Source organism: Tardiphaga sp. 813_E8_N1_3 (genome assembly GCF_051811025.1).
GTDB lineage: Bacteria > Pseudomonadota > Alphaproteobacteria > Rhizobiales > Xanthobacteraceae > Tardiphaga.
The window spans coordinates 2,610,881-2,628,797 of sequence record NZ_JBPWQE010000001.1; the positions used below are offsets into that span (position 1 = coordinate 2,610,881).

Below are 17,917 nucleotides of genomic sequence, written 5' to 3' on the forward strand. Positions count from 1 at the left end.
AGCGTGAGTGACGTTCGCATCGAACACGACTCCTTCGGCACCATCGCGGTGCCGAAGGATCGCTATTGGGGCGCGCAGACCCAACGCGCACTTGAGGTCTTCCAGGTCAGCGATGAGCGTTTCCCGGTCGCGCTGATCCGTGCATTCGCTCTGCAGAAGATCGCGGCGGTGCGCGCCAATCTGCAACTCGGGACGATCGCGCCGGAGATCGCGGCGCCGATCGAAACAGCGGCACTCGAACTTCAGCAAGGCCGGTTCGACGATCATTTTCCGTTGCCGATCTGGCAGACCGGCTCCGGCACCCAGACCAACATGAACGCCAACGAGGTGATCGCGAACCGCGCCAATGAATTGCTGGGCCAGCCGCTCGGGACCAAATCGCCGGTTCATCCCAACGATCACGTCAATTGTTCGCAGTCATCGAATGACAGCTTTCCGACCGTGATGCATGTGGCAACGGCGCTGGAATTGCGCAGGCGTTTGCTCCCGGCCTTACAGACGCTGCGCGATGATCTCCGCGCCAAGGCGGACGCGTTCTCCGACGTCGTGAAGATCGGCCGCACGCATCTAATGGATGCGGTGCCGATGACCATGGGGCAGGCATTCGATGCCTTCGCGCGCCAGACCGATCATGCGATCGATCGCATCGAAGCCGTGTTCCCGCGCCTGCTGATGCTACCGCAGGGCGGCACAGCCGTCGGCTCGGGGCTCAATGCGCCAAAGGGATTCGACAGCGCCTTTTGCGAGCACCTGAACGCATTGACCGGCGTTGCGTTCGTCCCGAACCCGAGCAAGTTCGAAGGCATGGGCGCACATGACGCGCTTGTCGAAGTGTCCGGCGCGCTCAATGGCCTTGCCGTCACGCTGCTGAAGATTGCGAACGACGTGCGCTTCCTCGGCTCGGGTCCGCGCTGCGGACTCGGTGAGCTCGTCATCCCGCATGACGGGCTGACGTCGTCGATCATGCCCGGCAAACGCAATCCCACCATCGCCGAAATGCTTGCGCAAGCCTGTTTTCAGGTGACGGGCAACAACGCTGTCGTCACCGCAGCCAGTGCGTCCGGCAATTTCGAGCTCAACGTTGCCAAGCCAGTCATCATCTACAACGTCTTGCAGTCCATCCGCATCCTCGCCGATGGCATTGATGTCTTTACGTCCCGATTGATCCGCGATCTCGACGTCGATCGGCGACAGCTCGCTGCGAATGTCGCCAACGCGCCGCTGCTCGCGACAGCTCTCAATCCGGTGATCGGTTACGACAAGGTCGCGCTCATCACGGCGAAGGCGCTGGACGATTCCATCACACCGCGCGAAGCAGCGATCGCGCTGGGACTGCTCTCGGGTGAAGACTATGATCGTTATGTCGATCCGCAGCGGATGGCGGGGATTTGACGGAACGGCTTAGCCGCCTAGCCGCAGTCGCGCGAGGACCTTCAGCCCACCATAGCCATCCGCCGGCAGCAGACCCGTCTTCGTCTGATAGTCCTTCACGGCCTTCATCGTGTCGTTGCCGACGCGGCCATCGGTGCCGCCGGTGTCGAAGCCGGCACGGGTGAGGCGGGTCTGCACTTCCTGCACTTCGGCGAGTGTCAGCGCGCGTTCCGAGCCGGGGAACGGCTGGAGGAAAGGCGGCGCGCCGAGAATGCGATCGCCGAGATGGCAGATCGCCAGCGCATAGTTCATCGACGGATTGTAGCTGCGCACGGCATAGAAGCCCTGACCGAGCAGGAAGGCCGGGCCGCCTTGCACCGGCACCCACAATTTGGCGTTCGCATTCGGCTGCGGAAACGGCTGGCCGTCGGCGCGCGTAACGCCGACAGCGGACCATGCTGCAAAACTGCGATTGCTATCCGATGACGCCGCGCCATTGGCGCGGACCTCATAGCCCCAGTGCTCGCCGCGTGGATATTTGCCGCGATTGACGAGGAAGCGTGCGCTGGAGCCGAGCGCGTCGTCAGGCTTGCCGAACGGCGAGACGCGGCCGTCGCGGTCATAGTCGATGCCGACATTGAGCCAGACTTCCGGCATCCATTGCGTGTGGCCCATTGCGCCGGCCCAGGAGCCGCGCATCTCGTCCGGTGTGCCCCAGCCCTTGTCGACGATCTTCAACGCGTTGATCAGTTCGGTTTCCCAATAGGCGCGGCGGCGCGGTTCGTTCCACGCCAGTGCGGCCAGCGACGGAAATACCGGACGCATGTGGTTCTGCTGCACTATCGGATCGCCATAGGCGGACTCGACGCCCCACAACGCCAGCAGCGTGCCGCGCTCGACGCCGAAGTCGCGCTCGATGCGGTCGAACACACCTTCGTTCTTGCGCAGTGCGTCCTTGCCGGCGGCGATGCGCCAGTCGGAGGCGCGGCGATTGATGTATTGCCAGAGCTGCTCGTGAAATTCCGGCTGCTTCTGCATCTTGGTGAACACGGACATGTCAGGCTCGATGCGGCCCATCACGCGCGAATAGGTCGCGTCGGAGACGCCTTTGGCAATTGCCTTTGCACGAAAGCCATCGCGCCACGCGTCGAAGCCCGCAGGCGCCGCAAAGGCGGTCCCGGGCATGGCCAGCAGCGCGCCGGCACCCAGGCCGGAGCGGAGCAGGCGGCGTCGGTCGATCAGGGAATCGTGCGTGGTCATGCCCCCATTGTAGCCGCATGACTTGCGCGGCGGCAGGGGCAATGCGTCGCGGCGCGGGGAGGCGGGCAACGTATTGAAGTCACAAATGAAAAAGACCGCCGGAAGCCGTTTTCGGACTTCCGGCGGTCTTGCGAAAAAGCTGCGGCCGACTTGCGGCAATCTTGCGACAGCCGGGAGCTTTTAGTCCTTGGCGCGCTCGATATAGGAGCCGTCTTCGATCAGCACCACGATGCGAGTGCCAGTGCCGACATGCGGCGGCACGTTGGTACGGACGCCGTTGGACAGCATTGCAGGCTTGTAGGACGACGAGGCGGTCTGGCCCTTGGTCACCGGTTCGGTATCGACGACTTCGAGGGTCGCGCGCTGCGGCATCTGGATCGCCACCGGAACCAGACCATGCAGCGACAGCTTCACGGTCATGTTCTCCTGCAGATAGGGCTCGGCATCGCCGATGACGTCCTTCTGCACCTGAACCTGGTCGTAATTGTCGTTGTTCATGAAGTGGAAGCCGTCGGCATCCTTGTAGAGGTAATTGAAGTTCTGGTCTTCAATCGTCGCCTTTTCCACCTGGTCAGTGGTCTTGTAGCGCTCCGAGATCTTCACACCGTCGCTGATTCGGCGCATTTCGATCTGGCTGACCGGGGTTCCCTTGCCGGGGTGGATGTTCTCCGCAGACAGAACCACGTAGAGCTTGCCTTCCTGCTCGATGACGTTGCCCTTGCGAATAGAACTGGCGATGACTTTCACAGATATGTTTCCTAGATTTCAAGCCCGGGACCGATCCGGACGTGTGTGTCCTGTGGCCAGCGAAGCGGTTTCGGGGGGCAACATACTGATTTCACGCGGCGAAGCCAGCGTTTTGCAACCCAAAAGGGCCGTTTGCTGATGACTGGAACTAACCGTCCGTCGCCCTGGTGGAGCCCGGCGCGGCACCAGGACCGCCGGGGCTTCCTGTTGGCGCGGGGCGCGATCACCCGGGCTGTTCGGTCGTGGTTCGAGGCTCAGGGCTTTCTGGAGGTCGAGACTGGCGTCCTGCAGGTCTCACCGGGCAATGAGACCCATCTGCATGCGCCAAAGACCGAACTCATCGACCGCGATGGCGAACGCTTGCTGCGGTATCTGCGGACCTCGCCGGAATTTGCCTGCAAGAAGCTTCTGGCTGCTGGCGAGGCCAAGATTTTCGAATTCGCCCGGGTGTTTCGCGACCGTGAGCGCGGCGACAAGCACCTGCCTGAGTTCACGATGCTGGAATGGTATCGTGCCGAGGAGAGCTATGAGGCTGTGATCGCCGATTGCTTGGCGATCATTGCATGCGCGGCGCAGGCGACAGGCATCAAGCAGTTCACGTTTCGCGGTCAGGTTGCCGCTCCGTTTGCCGAGCCGGAGATGTTGACCGTGGCAGCGGCGTTCATGCGCTTTGCGGATATCGATCTGCTTGCGAGCATTGATGGTGCCGAGGGTGATCGCGCCAAGCTGGCTGCTGCGGCGACCGGCAAGGTGCGGATCAGCGATGACGACACATGGTCGGATATTTTCAGCAAGATTCTGGTCGAGCATGTCGAGCCGCATCTCGGGCGGGGGCGGATGACCGTGCTGTTTGAATACCCGTCGCCGGAAGCCGCATTGGCGCGCACGAAAGCGGGTGATCCACGCGTCGCCGAACGCTTTGAGGTCTATGCGTGCGGCGTAGAACTCGCCAACGGCTTCGGCGAGCTGACCGACGCTGACGAACAGCGCCGCCGTTTCACGGAAGCGATGGATGAAAAAGAACGGCGCTATGGGGAGCGCTATCCGCTCGACGAGGAGTTTCTGGAGGCTGTGGCGGCCATGCCGCCTGCATCCGGTGTTGCACTCGGCTTCGACCGGCTGGTGATGCTCGCGTCGGGCGCGACGCGGATCGATCAGGTGGTGTGGACGCCGCCGGCAGGTGTGTCATGAACCGTCATGTGAAAGTTGCGACAACTCTGCGGCAAGCCAGCGACCTCATTGAAAATGGTCTCGCGCCAGCCTCGACGCTGGCTGATCTGGAGAAAGTCGCCGCGCGTTATGCGGTCGCGGTGACGCCGGCCGTTGCTGCACTGATCGACAGCAGCGATCCCGACGATCCGATTGCGCGCCAATACATTCCAAGTGTGGATGAACTGAACGCGCAGCCCGAAGAGAACGCCGATCCGATCGGCGATCACGCCCATGCGCCAATCGACGGCATCGTGCATCGCTATCCCGACCGCGTGCTGTTCAAGCTGGTACATGTCTGCGCGGTGTATTGCCGGTTCTGTTTCCGCCGCGAGATGGTGGGGCCGGGCAAGGAGACCGCGCTGTCACCTGACGCTTATTCAGCCGCGCTGGATTACATCCGCAGCCATGACGAGATCTGGGAGGTAATCCTCACCGGCGGCGATCCCCTGATGCTGTCGCCGCGGCGATTGAGCGAGATCATGGCGGACCTCGCTGCGATTCCGCATGTGAAGATCATTCGATTGCACACGCGCGTTCCTGTAGCCGATCCCGATCGCGTGAGCGCGGAGATGGTGGATGCATTGAAAGTCACGGGCGCGAGCACATGGGTGGCGCTGCATGCCAATCATCCGCGTGAGCTGACGGATGCTGCACGTGCGGCGTGCGCGCTAATGGTGGATGCCGGCATTCCCATGGTGAGCCAGTCGGTATTGCTGCGCGGCGTCAATGACGATGCGGCGACGCTGACGGCGCTAATGCGCGGTTTCGTCGAGTGCCGCATCAAGCCCTATTATCTGCATCACGGCGACCTTGCGCCCGGTACCGCGCATTTGCGTACCAGCATCGTGGAGGGACAGGCCTTGATGCGCGCCATTCGCGGCAATGTTTCCGGATTGTGCCAGCCGGACTATGTGCTGGATATTCCCGGGGGTTATGGCAAGGTACCGATCGGTCCCAAATATTTGTCCGAGAATTCTTCAATCAACCTCAAGCCTGACGGTGAAGCTTCCGCGGAATCGGGCTATCGTGTGGTGGATTACTGCGGCGACGTTCATATCTATCCACCGAAGCCGTAGCGATCGGCTTACACGCGCCACCTGGTGTCGGAGACAAAAAATGAAAACATTGTTCGTGATGACGGCAGGCCTGTTCGTTCTCGGCCATTCGCTGGCTCTGGCGCAGGATTCCTCCCGCAACCTGCCACCCAAGGGTCTGCGCTCGCAGCCGACCACACAGACCAACAGCGGCGCCGCTCTGCCCGAGGCTCCCGTCGGCCATCGCCAGCCGCGCCCGGGCGATCTGCCGCCGGAGACTGGCAAGAACGATCCGTCCCGCATCGACGCGCAGGATCGCGAACTTGATCGCATGATCAAGAATATCTGCAAGGGCTGCTGAGCCCCTGCAGACCATCGGCCGGATCAGGCCTTGTTACGCGCGGCCATAGCGAGGCCGATCAGCGACGCGCCGCCGATAACCAGATTGATGCCGACCATCAGGCCGATGGCCCAGGCTGCCGTGCCGGGCAGGCCCGAGATGATGATGAAGGCGATCACGATATCCATCAGGCCGGAGAAGGCCATCCAGCTCCAGCGCTCGGACAGTTCCTTGCGATGCTGGAGCGCGTACATGATGGTCGCGACGCCCTCTGCGAGGAAATAGACGCCAACCACGAATGTCAGTGTCAGCGTGCTTTCGGCCGGGCGCGTAAGCAGAATGATGCCTGCGCCGATGCCAAGGATTGCTGAAATCAGCGACCAGATGAAGCCTGGCGTCTGACGTGCCCAGAAGGTCATTAGCAGCGCTGCAACGCCCGAGATGAAGAACATCCAGCCCAGCATGACAGTGACGGCGATGCTGGCGACCTGCGGCACGATCATCGCGGCGAAGCCGAGGATTACCAGTACGATGCCCTCGATCAGAAATGCCTTCCAATGCGCGCGCACGGCGTCGCTCATCTTCGATTGCAACTCGGCGAGGTTGGGCGGCATGGTCATGGCGGCGATGTCCTGATCTGGCCGGCAGCATGCTGGCCGTGCTTCGCATTTATCCGCTCACATGCGGAAGCGTGCAAGTTTGTTGATCGGGAATAACTCGAATGTCGCGCGAGGTCTTGAACGTTACGACTGCACGGTCATGGCCGGCGCAGCCGTGCGCATGCGGTTGCGGCCGAGAATATAGGCCGTCGTCGTCAGCACCAGCAGCACGGCGCCGATGGCGATCGATGCCAGACCGAGCGGGATCAGCACCATGGTGACGTTGCGCGCCGGGTTGGTGAACCAGTGATGAATCGAAGTCAGTAAAAAGGCAGTGCCGGCAAAGCCCGCGCCGCCGCCGGCAACCAGCAGCGCCCACATGCCGCGCAACTGGCTGAGCCGCTCGCGTGACACTTCGGTATGCGGCGCGTGATGCGCGCCGATCCGCCGGACCAGCCGTGCGGCGAGGGCAATGGTGCCGAAGCCGATCACCACGCCGGCGGCCTCCAGCACGCGGCGCATCACGCCGACGATTTCCGGATGTCGCTGCAGCGTCAGCAGAGGAAGATCGAAACAGGCATGCAGCGTCACCGGCGCCAGAACGATCAGCATGGGCGTGCGAATGAAAGCCCAGCCGTCGCGGCGATGGGCGCCGAGTGCGCGGCCGGAGCGGGCGATGGCGATATAGGCGCCGGCGATAACGCCGAGCGCGCCGTGAAACGGCACGGTCAACACGCTGCGCAGCACCGCGAGCGTCCGCCACATCTCGGGGTATTGCAGGAGATAGACGAGATTCTCGTAGGCCGCGAAGCCGAGGCCGGCGGCGGCGCCATAAACCACCGTGTCCATTGGATCGGCCGTGCGGGCGCGCTGGGTGGACACCGCGATGATGACGAAGATCTTCACGATCTCCTCCGGCGCGGCGACGCCAAACACAGCGTGGAGCACCATGGCCAGGGTCGGGTTGTCCGTAAGGCCCGGAATTGCCGCGAACAGCGCGCGGGCATAGCCGAGCAGGGAGATGCTGGCGGCCCCCAGCAGGAATGACGCCCAAACCAGCCCAGGCGGTCCCGGCCGTTCATCGGCAGCAATCACCAGCCACAGCACCAGCAGAGCTGGTGCCACGGCGGCGATACCGATCACGGTGGGGAGCGATTCGAGCAGGTACATGGAACCTAATTATAGACGGCCGGGCAGGCCGGAAAGAGTGACTCTTGCGGGAGCCGCCTGCGGCAAAAAAGGCGCTGCACGGCTGGAGGGAAGAGCAGGAACCAATCCGCGTCCGGTCGATTGGGCTGACACAGCTCATACTGCACGGGAAATGACCATGGCCGACGACGCAAAGACACCCCCCTACATCTACGAAGGCGTCGAGCCCGTGCCTGAGGCCAGGTCGACAATCACAGAGACGATCACGGATGTGAAAGAAGCGGTGACAGAGACCGCGCATCGCATCGGCGGGGCCATCGAGTCCGGTAAAAAGCCGGGAATGCCGTTGAGCATCCTAGCGAATGTCGCGCGCGAAGCGCCGCTGGGATCGCTGTTGGTTGCTTTTCTGCTCGGCGTCGCCGTGGCGCGCCGACGCTAGGCGTCAGCGAATCCGGGCCGGCACCAGATTGACCGGCTTCGTGGTCCGTAGCGATGCCGGCTGATAGGCCGAAGCAGGCGCAAAGACCGACTTGCAGCCATCGCTAAGCTGCGACTTGTTGCGGATCATGCAAGCCGTGACGCGATCGACATCCGGGATCTCTGAACTACAGAGACGCATCGCATCGCCCGTGCAAAGCTGTTCCTGCTCGGCGCTGTAGGCGTAGCAGACGGTGGTCAGCATGCCGAATGCAAGAACGGTGGCGGCGGCGAGCTTGGCGGTGGTGAATGTCATCGTGTGTCCCTCGATCTTGTGTCCATCCGTGCGCCGATCGGCGCGTCGTTGGAGTGATGAGATAAAGGGCGTTCGCTTCAGGCAGTCTGCGTCGATGGAAGGAAACGGTTTCTTCGACCGCGGTTTTGTTTCATTGCTTGTTCCAGACGAAACATAGCCTAAACGAAACACAGCGCGCCGGTCGGAATCCCCTCCCTGATGGATATCATTCAGAAAATCTCGGCGCTGATCGCCGCGCAAGCCGATTGGGCTGGACCGCTTGGCTTCGTCATCGCCTTCTTCGGATGTCTGGTCGGCTCCAGTTTCGTCGTTCCGGCCGCGGCCATCGTGACGGCGACGGGCGTGCTGATCGGCGCCGGCGTGATATCCTGGACTTTTGTCCTCTGGGCCATCGGCGGCGCTGTGCTCGGCATGAGCGTGTCCTATGAGCTCGGCAAGCGCTACGGGCCGAGGCTGCTGGAGATGCGGATGCTCCAATCGCGTCAGCAACTGGTGGCGCGGGTGCGCCGGCTATTCGACCGCTATGGCATCGCGGCGATCATGGTCGGCTACCATATCGGGCCGGCGCGCGCGCTGGTCACCAGCGTCGCGGGTATCGCCGGCATGCCGCGTCTGAAGTTCGAAACCGCCAGTATCGTGTCAGCAATGGTCTGGATCGTCGATCACGCCTTGATCGGCGTCATTCCCGGCACGCTTATCGACGCCGACAGTCCATGGTTGCTCCCGGTGACATTTGGAGCGCCAGTCGTCGTGATCGTGCTGACCGTGATGTTGCTGCGCAAGGCGTTCTAGCGTCGAAGTCGAAGAGAACTTCGAGTTACGTTCCTGGCGGTCGAGGCCCCTGAAACTGAATACCGCATTTCTTGGTATTTGCGGATTGTTCGATAGCGACCATCTGCCCCTTCATCTGAGCCAGTTCTGCAGCGGTCTGTTTATCACCACCAACAAAAAAGGCTGCGGGCCAGAATATGACTACTGCTGCGGTCGTCGCGATCGTATCGTTCGTTCGCTTTTGATCCTGAGCTCCAGATAAAGCAGCGGCACGAGTCGACACAGCTTGAGCCTCCTGCGCAAGCTGTGCGCAAGTGTATTGCTGGTACATGACCGGAGATACATACGCCGGTGTAATTTCAGATGAACTTGAAGCGCAGCCGCCCAACATGGCAGCGAGTGCCACCATTCCCCATTTGCGCATTTTTAATCGTCTCCCCAGACCCTACTCATCCAAGCTCAACGAGAGGGTGAGGGCAAGCACTTTACACGCAAGTGTACCGGGGTACCCAATCCAGCAACTTCACGCCGCCTTCGAAATCTTCTTCTTAAGATGTCCGGTGTCGTGATCGCGGCGGATCTGGCTGAGTGAGGTGTCGTTCAGCTTCACCAGCACTTCGCTGAGCGTGAGCGTGTCGGGATGCCCGGCTGCGAAGAACTTGCCGTAGATTTTGCGCAATGTTGCCAGTGTGGTGCTGCCGTATTTTTCGGCTATCGCGCTGTCATGCGCGTGAAGGTGATCGCCACCGTCGTGCTTCATGTCTCGCTCCCTGCCGGGATCGCATAACCTTGCACCTTGAGCGATGCAGATTGCGTCCGGTGGAGCAGACTAGGCGTGGTGAGATCAACAGCACAAGCGGTTCGCATGTGCTTGGCGCAATCGACGGGATGGGTTAGCCGCGCGCGCCCGGGCGCTTGCGCTGCACAACGATCTTCATCTTCTGACGACCCTTGCTCGCCGCGGCGCGGGAGCGCGAGCGACGCGGCTGTTCACGCGCCGCGGGCTTGTCGTCAGTTGCCGAGGTGCTGGCAAAGGACTGCCGGAGATTGTCGAGCGTCGAGGTGAGGGCGCCGACCTGTTCATTGAGCTTGCGCGCTTCGTTCTGCTGCGCCGTCATCAGACGCTGCATGGTCTGCAACTGATCCTGCACGACCTGGAGCTGATCGATCGACTGCTGCTGGGTGGCCTCGATGCCCTTGGTCTTTTCGATCAGCTGTTCGGACGCCTGCGCGACACGGGCCTGTTGCAGGCGCGATGCGGTGAGCCGCTCCGGCTCCGGCGTTGCGCCGCTATAGCTGCGCCATGCGAAGATTCCGCCGATGCCAATCACGACCAAAAACAGGGCTGCAGCCGCAACCATGATCGGCTGCTGGCTAAGACGCCAGGTGTGACGGGGTTCGGACGCGTAACTGTGTTGGGAAGCGCTCGGCATGATTTCGACCATGAAGCTCGAAGTCCTATGGCGTGTGATCGTTCCAATCCGCGACAAACCATCCAGAACGCGTGGATTTGAGGAGGTTCGCGGCCAAGTTCAACGAAAATAAGGCTCGGGTGGCAATAACGTGGCCTGACCCGTGGCGGTGCGCGAATGGCGCTCCCTAGCGGAATCGAACCGCTCTCTCCACCGTGAAAGGGTGGCGTCCTAACCGATAGACGAAGGGAGCAAAAAACCCCGGTCGATCCAGCGGCCTGAAATCAGGCCAAGGATACCGCGGTTCTGCACGGCTATTTCTAAAATCGCCGCAACATCAAAGCTTTAGGGCTGATCTATCGCGGGCGGCACCGACCGAAAGCAAATCAGTTTGGTGCCAGCGGCCGAACGTATAGTGACGTTTGTTCGGGTCGGCAAGTGGGCGGTGAGGGATCAGGTGGATGATCCCCATGCGTGGCGCACGGACCTTGTGCACAGGACATTTCGAACTCTTCTGCACCTCTCAACGGTTCTTAAAGCATGCGGGCTTAAGGCTCTCTCCGGGGGCGTGGAGTGATGCGATGGCAGTGACGAAAAAACGCGACACACGCCGGTCCGTGCACCAGGCCGGATGGATCACGCTGGACGGTGGATTCGCGGCCCGGCAATGCAATGTGCTGGACCTCTCGACCTCCGGCGCGAAAGTCGTCGTCGACGATCCCACGTCGGTCCCCAACAAGATGAAGCTGGCTTTCTCGCGCGACGCGCGCACCGGGCGTACGTGTGAAGTGGTCTGGCGCCGCGGCAAGACGCTGGGCGTTCGCTTTATCGCGTAGGGCTCCACGATCGTGCGCCCCGATATCGTCATTCCTGTATTGATGGGCTGCGCGCTGCTGTGGTGGATCAGCCGTGGCATGAACTGGTCCACGCGCCTTATCGTGGCCGCGATCACGCTGGTGGTGATCATGGGCATCCTGCTGCTCGAACGCTCGCTGAACTAACGTTCAAGCGAACGCCTGCGCTCAGGAGAGCGGTGGCGCGACATAGATCTGGAAGCCCGGCCGGGCCGAGATCGCCTGATACCAGCGTTGCAGATGCGGAAGTGCAGGGCGGATAACGCCCTCGACGCCGAACCAGCGCCGCGCGTAGCAGCCGATGGCGAGATCGGCGAGGCTGAAGTCGTCGCCTTCCATCCAGGCACTTTCGGAGACTTGCCGGTCGATGATTTCCCACAGCGCCGCATTGGCATCCGCGGCCTTCTGCAGCGCGACCATGTCGCGGTCGGCGACAGGCGTCCGCACTAGTCCCCAGAACAACGGGCGCTCGGCCGGCTGCAGCGTCGTCAGCGTCCAATCGAGCCAGCGCTCCATCCTGGCGCGCACTTTTGGCGTGAATGGGTAGAGGGTCGATGTAGCGCCATAGGCCAGGGCGATATAGCGCATGATGGAATTGGATTCCCACAGCACGAAATCGCCTTGCACCAATGTGGGCACGCGGCCGTTGGGATTCATCGCCAGATAGTCGGCCTCGCCGTTGCGGCCAAACTGCATGCCGGCATCGACGCGGTCATAGGCGACGTCGAGCTCATGGCAGCACCACAGAACCTTTTGCACATTGACCGAATTGGCACGGCCCCAGATCTGCAGGGATGGGGTGGGAGTCTGTGGCACGATGAACCTCGCTGGCGGATAAGCGCCGCAGGTTTAGCCAGCAACGCGCCGCCATCGCAAGGCCGGTCTCGCGCCGAGATCTCACAAAGGAGCGAGCCGGCAAACGAAACAGGCCCCGCGTGAGCGAGGCCTGTTCATTGGTTCAGCTTGGGAGGCGTCAGCGACCGAAGAAGAGCCACAGCAGAATGATTACCGGAATCGGCACACCCAGCAGCCAGAGTAAAATTCCACGTCCCATTGTCTCAGCCTCCATGAAATCAGGTTCGCATTGACAACGCGACACGCCTCATGGAGTTCCGCAACTACACACGCAGCAGCGCATTTTGTGAGTTACCAATGCCCGGTGTTGGGCATTGACGACCACGGCTCTTGCGGCGGCAGCGCGTCGCCTTTCTGCAGAAGCTCGATGGAATGCAGATCGGGCGAACGCACGAACGCCATCTGGCCATCGCGCGGCGGACGATTAATGGTGATGCCGAGCTTCATCAGCCGATCGCAGGTCGCATAGATGTCGTCGACCTCGTAAGCGAGATGGCCGAAATAGCGATCCTCGCCGTATTTCTCTTCGTCCCAGTTGTAAGTGAGTTCGACCAGCGGCGCGCCGCGCCCTTTGGTCTTGGCCAGCAGCGCCTCGTCTTCGGCAGCGCACAAGAACACCAGCGTGAATTTCGCCTTGTCGTTATCGATGCGGCGGACTTCCTTGAGCCCCAGCGCATCGGCATAGAATTTCAGGGCAACGTCCAGATTGCGGACGCGAAGCATGGTGTGGAGGTAACGCATTGGAATGTCTCCGTGGGGTCGACACAGACGTGCAACTGCAAAGGCAGCGGTGCCTGCCATAGCAGCTTAATGCGAAAAATGGCAGATGTCGTAGCGACAACGACGGTGCATCTACGGGATTGTGAGGTTCACTGGCTTTTCAGGCGCTCACATCGACAATGGCCGGCGTATCGATCTCCTGCTTGTGCCAGACCGTCAGATCCTTGCGCGGCTTTTGCCACGCATATTCGTCACCACTTTTCTGAAGATGCTGAATGGCCGCGACATGTGCGTCGTCGGCGTTCTTTGCCTCGACGACGATCTCCACGGATTCCTCGATGGAGCGAACGACGACGACGCTAAAAAATTTCCTTGCCATGCGAGTATAACGAGGAGTGTAAGGCTACGTTCCCGCAGGCAATAAGCCGTTGGCTCGCCTGTCGCTTTATCGGCGACTTTGTCGTGAGGCGGGCAGTCGCAAAGGTCGTGGCTAGGTGGGAGCGATGCTGAGTTGATAATCGTCGATCTTTTCCCGGGTAATATCGACAATGGCACCGGGAAAGCGAACGGCGTTACCGGCAGCGTCGAGCGTGCACTTGCCGCGCGCATAGACCCAATGCGTGTCGCCGTGAGAGATGACGCGATATTCGCGTGAAAACACCTGACCTGTCGTCAGTGAGCGATTGATATCGGCGGTGACATCATCGATGTCGTCCGGATGAATGGCATTCAGCCAGTCTTTCAACGGCGGGCCCCGCGAGGCCAAATCCGCATTGACGCCAAACAGGCGGGCGAATTTGCTATCGGCATAAACGCGGTCGTTGGCGATGTCCCAGTCCCAGGTGCCGACCAGCCGATCGCGAATGGTAGTGTCGTCCTGATGGCGGGTGCCGGTTCGAGCCGCTTCGAGTGACGCGATGCGCAGGATCTGCGCTAGGATGGTTTGATGGTCGTTCTCCGCCGACGCGGCGAGCTCCCGGCAGATTTCCGAGATGGGCCGGCCGACAATCATGCAGCGCTCCCCATCATCGGATGCTCCGGGAACTTATTGGCCAACCGGTCGTAGTATTGCGTATATTGATAGGCATTCAATTCAACGTGCAGGGAAAGGTTCCGAAACCTTTCTGTACAACTTTGGAGTGTTACGCGTGTGGCGGTTTGGAAGAGCTTCGGACGAGGAGGCTTTAAAAATGGTTGTGACTTACCTCACCATCAATGAGCCGGAGCGCCGTCGCGAAATATTCGAACTCGCTGAGAAGTATGCGAAGGAGACCGCCGCTCCGCCGATCTCACAGGACAACGACGACAAGAAGTAACACACGGGCGAAGGCACGAACCGGGCAGGGCTGCCTCACGATGCGGTTCTGTAGTTTAGTTTGATCGCGGGAGTGCCGAAAATTAACAGTCCACAACAGCTTCGTTAAAATCCGCGCAGCCAAGTAACCTTCATCGGTTAGGTTAAAACCAGAGTATGATTGCGCGGAAATAAGGGTGAGCTATTCATTTCCTATCGAGGGAGTGACCATGTCCGCTTCGTTTCACAATGCCGACAAGCCGACGCATCGACGGGTGATGCTGGTAGGGTTTCTTTTCTGCGCAGCCTTTGTCGCCGTGAGCTTCTTTGCACGGCCGCAGCCGGCAACGGACCATGTCCTGCTGAAAGCCGACAAGCTCACTCGCACCGCCGGCCAGCCTGTGGCTGCCAACTGAACCGAGCGCTTTAGCGCTGGCTCGGTGTGGTGTTGGGTGTGAAGGGCATGATCACGCGTACGGGCTCTTGCGACGCAGGTCGCTCATAGGCGACACGCTGGACGCTTTTGCTTGCAATAGCGGGTGTCGGCTCGAGGAGCCACGGTACGAAGGCGATCACTCCGCAGACAAGCGCGACTGCGCTGAGCAGGAATACGCCATTATCTTCTTCTCTCTGTCCCATGCCACGGAAACACCGCACTGCGGCTTTCGTTCCGATGAGCTATACGACCGCATAAGAGCGGCGGGGAATGTCATGAGAATTGTCGTTGTTGGACTGCTGATCGCTGTCGTGCCGCTGCAGGCCTTCGCTGCGGCGTCGAAGAAACCGGCGGCAACGAAGCAGAGCATGAAGCCAGCACCGCGAAAGCCAAATATCTGTGCTCAATACGGTGCCGGCTTCGTGCAGGTTGAGGGGACGTCGACCTGCGTCAGGATCGGCGGGAGCGTCGGCATTGGTGGGGGCTTTTCGCGATAGAGCGCGGATCGCAGCCGGGACGGGAGGTTACCTCATACCTTCTTGTCGAGCTCGACCGGCGGCTCCGGCGGCTCGTGATGGTCGTCATAGGCCCGTTTTGCCTGCAACTGGTCCCATGCCCCCGTGCGCAATGACAGCCGCCCGTAAGGAGGCGGGTTCGGCCTCAGTTCGACGGTTTGAACGACAAGGGCTTTGGACATCATTCCCCATAATGCCGCCGGGGCGATTGGGTTCTCCGAGCTCTGGAAGTGCAGTTAAAGCCGGGTTGGCGGAATCTTCGGCATTTGAACGATTGCTTGTGGGGTAAGCGAGCGGCACCAGGAACAAGTCGCAGTAGTCCGTGTTTTGCACTCATCAGACGGCATAGGGCCGCATTGCGTGGACGAAGATTTCAATGACGCCGGCGAGCAGCTCACCACCTACATCAACCAGTTGATCGAAGAGGCTGACGACGATGGACGACCGGAAGAACAAGGGGCAGCCGGATCGCAGCAAGATCAATATGCACGAGGCGCATGAAGTGAAATACTGGACCCATCAGCTCGGCGTTTCCCGCGAGCAGCTGCAGGCGGCGGTGGAGAAAGTTGGCAATGCGGCCGCGGCAGTGCGCAAGGAACTGGCGCACTAGAGGGATGCAATTGACCAAGGGAAACTGACCAAGTGAACAAGCAAACAGCACCCGAAGGGGGGCTGTTTTCCTGTGTCCATGCCGCTGTCCATGCCGCGTGCGCGTCAGACGCTCATGGGAATGCCATAGTAGTCGTTCACTGCACGGGCCCGCGACGTGTCGGCCCAATTCCAACTGTTGTCGTTGCCGTATTTGGGGGCGTTCTCCAGCTGCTGCTGCGTCACGCCGGTGCGATAACCGCCCAGTGCGGTATCATATTTCAGCGACTGCCAAGGCAGGGGATAGTGATCATCACCGATCCCCAGAAAGCCGCCGAAGCTCAGGACGGCGTATGAGACCCTGCCGCTTTTCTTGTCGATCATCACGCGCTCGATGGAGCCGATCTTCTGGTCGTCAGCGCCGAACACTGCGGTGCCTTCGACCTTGTCGCTGCCAATCAGGTTACCTTGTTCACTTGCTTCGATGGGCATGCAGAGCCTCCTTTTTGGTTGGGTCTGGCCAACAGGTAAAAGGGAGAAACGTTCGTGCGTCGTTGCGGCGCAAATGTTTTGGGCGCGCCCAGCGTCCTCAGCGACTGGCCACGAGACGCAGGCGCGGCTTCAACGTATCCTGCAAGTCGTCAGCAAGCCTGAGGACCCGCGGATCGCTGGAGCGGGCCGCGCAGGTTGAGAACTGATTGACGGAGCGCATAAGAGCCTCGCGCTCTTCGCGCGTGCGTGTGACATGCGGACTCGACAGGCGCAGCACCATTTGACCCAGGCCGACGAGCAATTCGTCGAGCGCTTTGTCGATCTTCGCGATCTGTTCAATCATCGCCATTACTCCACTCGCACGCGTGTCCGTGCGACACCGCGTACATTCATGGAGAGGAAAGCGTCGGCTTTGCGAGCCGTTCCGATAACCGACCCCTCATGGTGAATGAAGCGTAAAGCCGGTGTGGGGCGCGTTAAGGCTTCACCCGGAGCTAATCGGCGCCTTGTCGCGGGGGAGCGCAGCCAAGCGACGCGTATAGGGTGACGGCTTCATTTTGCGATGCGTCACGGGAATCATCTTGTCGCGTCCGTTGTGTTCATCGAAGGCGCGAAGCCGCTCTCTGATGAATTCGGGGTGCGCCGCGTGAAAGGCCTGAAGCTGGCGTGCGAGCTGCGCACGGCGATAGCGAATGGGCATCATGACGCACTTCCGGTCTGGAACCCGAGCGGTGAAATCTTACAGGCCCTGAAACCAACAAAAAAGCTTGGCGTTATTTGGCCGGTGGTGAACAGAAAGGGTATCACATGAAAAAAGCAGCATTGATCCTGGCCACTGTCGCAGCCATCGGCACGACCGCCATTACGGCGCCTGCTGAAGCGCGCGGATGGGGTAGAGGTTGGGGACCGGGTCCCGCAATCGGCTTTGGTATTGCCGCAGGTGCGCTGGCCGCGGGGGCCTATGGCGCGTACGGACCGTACGGCTATGGACCAAGCTATTATGGCTACGGTCCTGGCTACGGCTATTACCGACCGCGCTATTACCGTCCAGCTTACTATGGGGGTTACTATGGTCCCGGCCCCTATGCCTATGGCCCGCGTTACTATCGCAGCTATGGTTATTGGTAGGGCTGAACACGGCCCGGAGCATTGCTTCGGGCCTATCGCGCTGCACGCGCAGTGACTCGCATTCAATAAAAAGCCCGCCAGATAATGGCGGGCTTTTTATTGGTCGCTGCTGCGAGCAGATCGTAGCTAGTGCCGCACGCGGCGCTCCTGACGGGGCGTCACGAACTCGTTCCAGTCGGTGGCCCGTACCTTTTCGATCGTGGTCTCGTAATAGTCTTCGCGTTCGCGCTGAAACTTCGCCTGTTTCTCGCGAAATTCTGCCACCCGGCGTTCCATGTCGGCGCGTGCCGCTGAAATTCTTTCTTCGTTCATTCTCTTCTCTTCGTTTCGCTCCCCAAGGAGAGCATCGATGCCGAATGCGGCATCAATCCGATCTTTGCAAGGCGACCGGTGGATAAGTCGAAGCG

30 protein-coding genes and 1 tRNA gene are annotated in these 17,917 nt (G+C 60.8%); 14 read left to right on the forward strand and 17 right to left on the reverse strand.

The window, feature by feature from the left end:
* The first annotated feature begins 3 nt into the window (after positions 1-3).
* On the forward strand, positions 4-1,392 hold the full coding sequence (locus tag AB8A33_RS12410; RefSeq protein ID WP_439093061.1) for a class II fumarate hydratase: 1,389 nt from the start codon (positions 4-6) through the stop codon (positions 1,390-1,392).
* Between the two features lie 9 nt (positions 1,393-1,401).
* On the opposite strand, the gene AB8A33_RS12415 is transcribed toward AB8A33_RS12410, so the two are convergent.
* A complete protein-coding gene (locus tag AB8A33_RS12415) occupies positions 1,402-2,631 on the reverse strand; it encodes a lytic murein transglycosylase (RefSeq protein WP_439093063.1) in 1,230 nt (409 codons plus the stop codon).
* Positions 2,632-2,811: 180 nt separating this feature from the next.
* Positions 2,812-3,378 (reverse strand): elongation factor P, encoded by a 567-nt coding sequence (gene efp, locus AB8A33_RS12420; RefSeq protein WP_068736546.1) that lies wholly within the window; start codon positions 3,376-3,378, stop codon positions 2,812-2,814.
* Positions 3,379-3,516: 138 nt separating this feature from the next.
* Between efp and epmA the strand changes: the two genes are divergently transcribed.
* Genes epmA through AB8A33_RS12435 form a run of 3 tightly spaced genes read left to right on the forward strand, consistent with a single transcriptional unit; the run spans position 3,517 to position 5,985 of the window.
* Positions 3,517-4,569 (forward strand): EF-P lysine aminoacylase EpmA, encoded by a 1,053-nt coding sequence (gene epmA, locus AB8A33_RS12425; RefSeq protein WP_439093065.1) that lies wholly within the window; start codon positions 3,517-3,519, stop codon positions 4,567-4,569.
* The gene (locus AB8A33_RS12430; RefSeq protein ID WP_439093067.1) at positions 4,566-5,666 is read left to right on the forward strand and encodes a lysine-2,3-aminomutase-like protein; all 1,101 of its coding nucleotides are present in this window, start codon (positions 4,566-4,568) and stop codon (positions 5,664-5,666) included. The genes epmA and AB8A33_RS12430 overlap by 4 nt, the downstream gene beginning before the upstream one ends.
* A 40-nt stretch (positions 5,667-5,706) precedes the next feature.
* Positions 5,707-5,985 (forward strand): hypothetical protein, encoded by a 279-nt coding sequence (locus AB8A33_RS12435; RefSeq protein ID WP_439093069.1) that lies wholly within the window; start codon positions 5,707-5,709, stop codon positions 5,983-5,985.
* A 23-nt stretch (positions 5,986-6,008) separates the two neighbouring features.
* Here the strand turns inward: AB8A33_RS12435 and AB8A33_RS12440 are convergent, their stop codons facing one another.
* Positions 6,009-6,584, reverse strand: coding sequence for an HdeD family acid-resistance protein (locus tag AB8A33_RS12440; protein ID WP_068736541.1), 576 nt, complete (start codon positions 6,582-6,584; stop codon positions 6,009-6,011).
* 123 nt (positions 6,585-6,707) lie between these two features.
* Positions 6,708-7,733 (reverse strand): PrsW family glutamic-type intramembrane protease, encoded by a 1,026-nt coding sequence (locus AB8A33_RS12445; protein ID WP_439093072.1) that lies wholly within the window; start codon positions 7,731-7,733, stop codon positions 6,708-6,710.
* Between the two features lie 157 nt (positions 7,734-7,890).
* Here AB8A33_RS12445 and AB8A33_RS12450 point away from each other — a divergent pair, with 157 nt between their 5' ends.
* A complete protein-coding gene (locus AB8A33_RS12450) occupies positions 7,891-8,151 on the forward strand; it encodes a hypothetical protein (RefSeq protein WP_068736902.1) in 261 nt (86 codons plus the stop codon).
* Between the two features lie 3 nt (positions 8,152-8,154).
* On the opposite strand, the gene AB8A33_RS12455 is transcribed toward AB8A33_RS12450, so the two are convergent.
* Entirely contained in the window at positions 8,155-8,445 is a 291-nt protein-coding gene (locus tag AB8A33_RS12455) for a hypothetical protein (protein WP_439093074.1), read from the reverse strand.
* A gap of 198 nt (positions 8,446-8,643) precedes the next feature.
* Between AB8A33_RS12455 and AB8A33_RS12460 the strand changes: the two genes are divergently transcribed.
* The gene (locus tag AB8A33_RS12460) at positions 8,644-9,237 is read left to right on the forward strand and encodes a DedA family protein (protein ID WP_439093076.1); all 594 of its coding nucleotides are present in this window, start codon (positions 8,644-8,646) and stop codon (positions 9,235-9,237) included.
* A gap of 25 nt (positions 9,238-9,262) precedes the next feature.
* Here AB8A33_RS12460 and AB8A33_RS12465 read toward each other — a convergent pair whose 3' ends face one another.
* The 4 genes from AB8A33_RS12465 to AB8A33_RS12480 all read right to left on the reverse strand — a co-directional run bounded on the left by AB8A33_RS12465 (position 9,263) and on the right by AB8A33_RS12480 (position 10,881).
* Positions 9,263-9,640, reverse strand: a complete 378-nt coding sequence (locus AB8A33_RS12465; protein ID WP_439093078.1) for a hypothetical protein — start codon at positions 9,638-9,640, stop codon at positions 9,263-9,265.
* Positions 9,641-9,739: 99 nt separating this feature from the next.
* Positions 9,740-9,976 carry a hypothetical protein gene (locus tag AB8A33_RS12470; RefSeq protein ID WP_439093080.1) on the reverse strand — a complete coding sequence of 79 codons (237 nt, stop codon included), beginning with the start codon at positions 9,974-9,976 and terminating at the stop codon, positions 9,740-9,742.
* A gap of 133 nt (positions 9,977-10,109) precedes the next feature.
* Positions 10,110-10,577, reverse strand: a complete 468-nt coding sequence (locus tag AB8A33_RS12475; RefSeq protein WP_439093082.1) for a hypothetical protein — start codon at positions 10,575-10,577, stop codon at positions 10,110-10,112.
* Between the two features lie 229 nt (positions 10,578-10,806).
* A tRNA-Glu gene (locus tag AB8A33_RS12480) sits at positions 10,807-10,881 on the reverse strand.
* Between the two features lie 328 nt (positions 10,882-11,209).
* On the opposite strand from AB8A33_RS12480, the gene AB8A33_RS12485 reads away from it, so the two are divergent.
* Both AB8A33_RS12485 and AB8A33_RS12490 read left to right on the forward strand, forming a co-directional pair.
* Positions 11,210-11,464 (forward strand): PilZ domain-containing protein, encoded by a 255-nt coding sequence (locus tag AB8A33_RS12485; RefSeq protein WP_439093084.1) that lies wholly within the window; start codon positions 11,210-11,212, stop codon positions 11,462-11,464.
* 12 nt (positions 11,465-11,476) lie between these two features.
* Complete coding sequence (locus AB8A33_RS12490) at positions 11,477-11,629, forward strand: hypothetical protein (protein ID WP_158550335.1); 153 nt, start codon at positions 11,477-11,479, stop codon at positions 11,627-11,629.
* A gap of 21 nt (positions 11,630-11,650) precedes the next feature.
* Here the strand turns inward: AB8A33_RS12490 and AB8A33_RS12495 are convergent, their stop codons facing one another.
* The 4 genes from AB8A33_RS12495 to AB8A33_RS12510 form a co-directional block, all read right to left on the reverse strand.
* Complete coding sequence (locus AB8A33_RS12495; RefSeq protein ID WP_439093085.1) at positions 11,651-12,298, reverse strand: glutathione S-transferase family protein; 648 nt, start codon at positions 12,296-12,298, stop codon at positions 11,651-11,653.
* Between the two features lie 330 nt (positions 12,299-12,628).
* Complete coding sequence (locus AB8A33_RS12500) at positions 12,629-13,078, reverse strand: VOC family protein (protein ID WP_439093086.1); 450 nt, start codon at positions 13,076-13,078, stop codon at positions 12,629-12,631.
* A gap of 139 nt (positions 13,079-13,217) precedes the next feature.
* On the reverse strand, positions 13,218-13,436 hold the full coding sequence (locus AB8A33_RS12505; protein ID WP_439093087.1) for a hypothetical protein: 219 nt from the start codon (positions 13,434-13,436) through the stop codon (positions 13,218-13,220).
* A gap of 111 nt (positions 13,437-13,547) precedes the next feature.
* The gene (locus AB8A33_RS12510; protein WP_439093088.1) at positions 13,548-14,069 is read right to left on the reverse strand and encodes a PAS domain-containing protein; all 522 of its coding nucleotides are present in this window, start codon (positions 14,067-14,069) and stop codon (positions 13,548-13,550) included.
* Positions 14,070-14,247: 178 nt separating this feature from the next.
* On the opposite strand from AB8A33_RS12510, the gene AB8A33_RS12515 reads away from it, so the two are divergent.
* The 3 genes from AB8A33_RS12515 to AB8A33_RS12525 all read left to right on the forward strand — a co-directional run bounded on the left by AB8A33_RS12515 (position 14,248) and on the right by AB8A33_RS12525 (position 15,284).
* Positions 14,248-14,373 carry a hypothetical protein gene (locus tag AB8A33_RS12515; protein ID WP_439093089.1) on the forward strand — a complete coding sequence of 42 codons (126 nt, stop codon included), beginning with the start codon at positions 14,248-14,250 and terminating at the stop codon, positions 14,371-14,373.
* Between the two features lie 208 nt (positions 14,374-14,581).
* On the forward strand, positions 14,582-14,767 hold the full coding sequence (locus AB8A33_RS12520; protein WP_116662218.1) for a hypothetical protein: 186 nt from the start codon (positions 14,582-14,584) through the stop codon (positions 14,765-14,767).
* A 295-nt stretch (positions 14,768-15,062) separates the two neighbouring features.
* Positions 15,063-15,284 (forward strand): hypothetical protein, encoded by a 222-nt coding sequence (locus AB8A33_RS12525; protein ID WP_439093090.1) that lies wholly within the window; start codon positions 15,063-15,065, stop codon positions 15,282-15,284.
* A gap of 32 nt (positions 15,285-15,316) precedes the next feature.
* Here the strand turns inward: AB8A33_RS12525 and AB8A33_RS12530 are convergent, their stop codons facing one another.
* The gene (locus AB8A33_RS12530; RefSeq protein WP_439093091.1) at positions 15,317-15,484 is read right to left on the reverse strand and encodes a hypothetical protein; all 168 of its coding nucleotides are present in this window, start codon (positions 15,482-15,484) and stop codon (positions 15,317-15,319) included.
* Positions 15,485-15,738: 254 nt separating this feature from the next.
* Between AB8A33_RS12530 and AB8A33_RS12535 the strand changes: the two genes are divergently transcribed.
* Complete coding sequence (locus AB8A33_RS12535) at positions 15,739-15,912, forward strand: DUF3606 domain-containing protein (protein WP_081422012.1); 174 nt, start codon at positions 15,739-15,741, stop codon at positions 15,910-15,912.
* 104 nt (positions 15,913-16,016) lie between these two features.
* Here the strand turns inward: AB8A33_RS12535 and AB8A33_RS12540 are convergent, their stop codons facing one another.
* Positions 16,017-16,382: a PRC-barrel domain-containing protein gene (locus AB8A33_RS12540; protein WP_439093092.1), complete on the reverse strand. Its 366-nt coding sequence runs from the start codon at positions 16,380-16,382 to the stop codon at positions 16,017-16,019.
* 97 nt (positions 16,383-16,479) lie between these two features.
* A complete protein-coding gene (locus AB8A33_RS12545; RefSeq protein WP_439093093.1) occupies positions 16,480-16,731 on the reverse strand; it encodes a hypothetical protein in 252 nt (83 codons plus the stop codon).
* A 246-nt stretch (positions 16,732-16,977) separates the two neighbouring features.
* Here AB8A33_RS12545 and AB8A33_RS12550 point away from each other — a divergent pair, with 246 nt between their 5' ends.
* Positions 16,978-17,193: a hypothetical protein gene (locus AB8A33_RS12550; protein ID WP_439093094.1), complete on the forward strand. Its 216-nt coding sequence runs from the start codon at positions 16,978-16,980 to the stop codon at positions 17,191-17,193.
* Positions 17,190-17,510 (forward strand): hypothetical protein, encoded by a 321-nt coding sequence (locus AB8A33_RS12555; RefSeq protein ID WP_439093095.1) that lies wholly within the window; start codon positions 17,190-17,192, stop codon positions 17,508-17,510. The genes AB8A33_RS12550 and AB8A33_RS12555 overlap by 4 nt, the downstream gene beginning before the upstream one ends.
* Positions 17,511-17,636: 126 nt before the next feature.
* Here the strand turns inward: AB8A33_RS12555 and AB8A33_RS12560 are convergent, their stop codons facing one another.
* On the reverse strand, positions 17,637-17,822 hold the full coding sequence (locus AB8A33_RS12560) for a hypothetical protein (RefSeq protein ID WP_139069921.1): 186 nt from the start codon (positions 17,820-17,822) through the stop codon (positions 17,637-17,639).
* Positions 17,823-17,917: the final 95 nt, after the last annotated feature.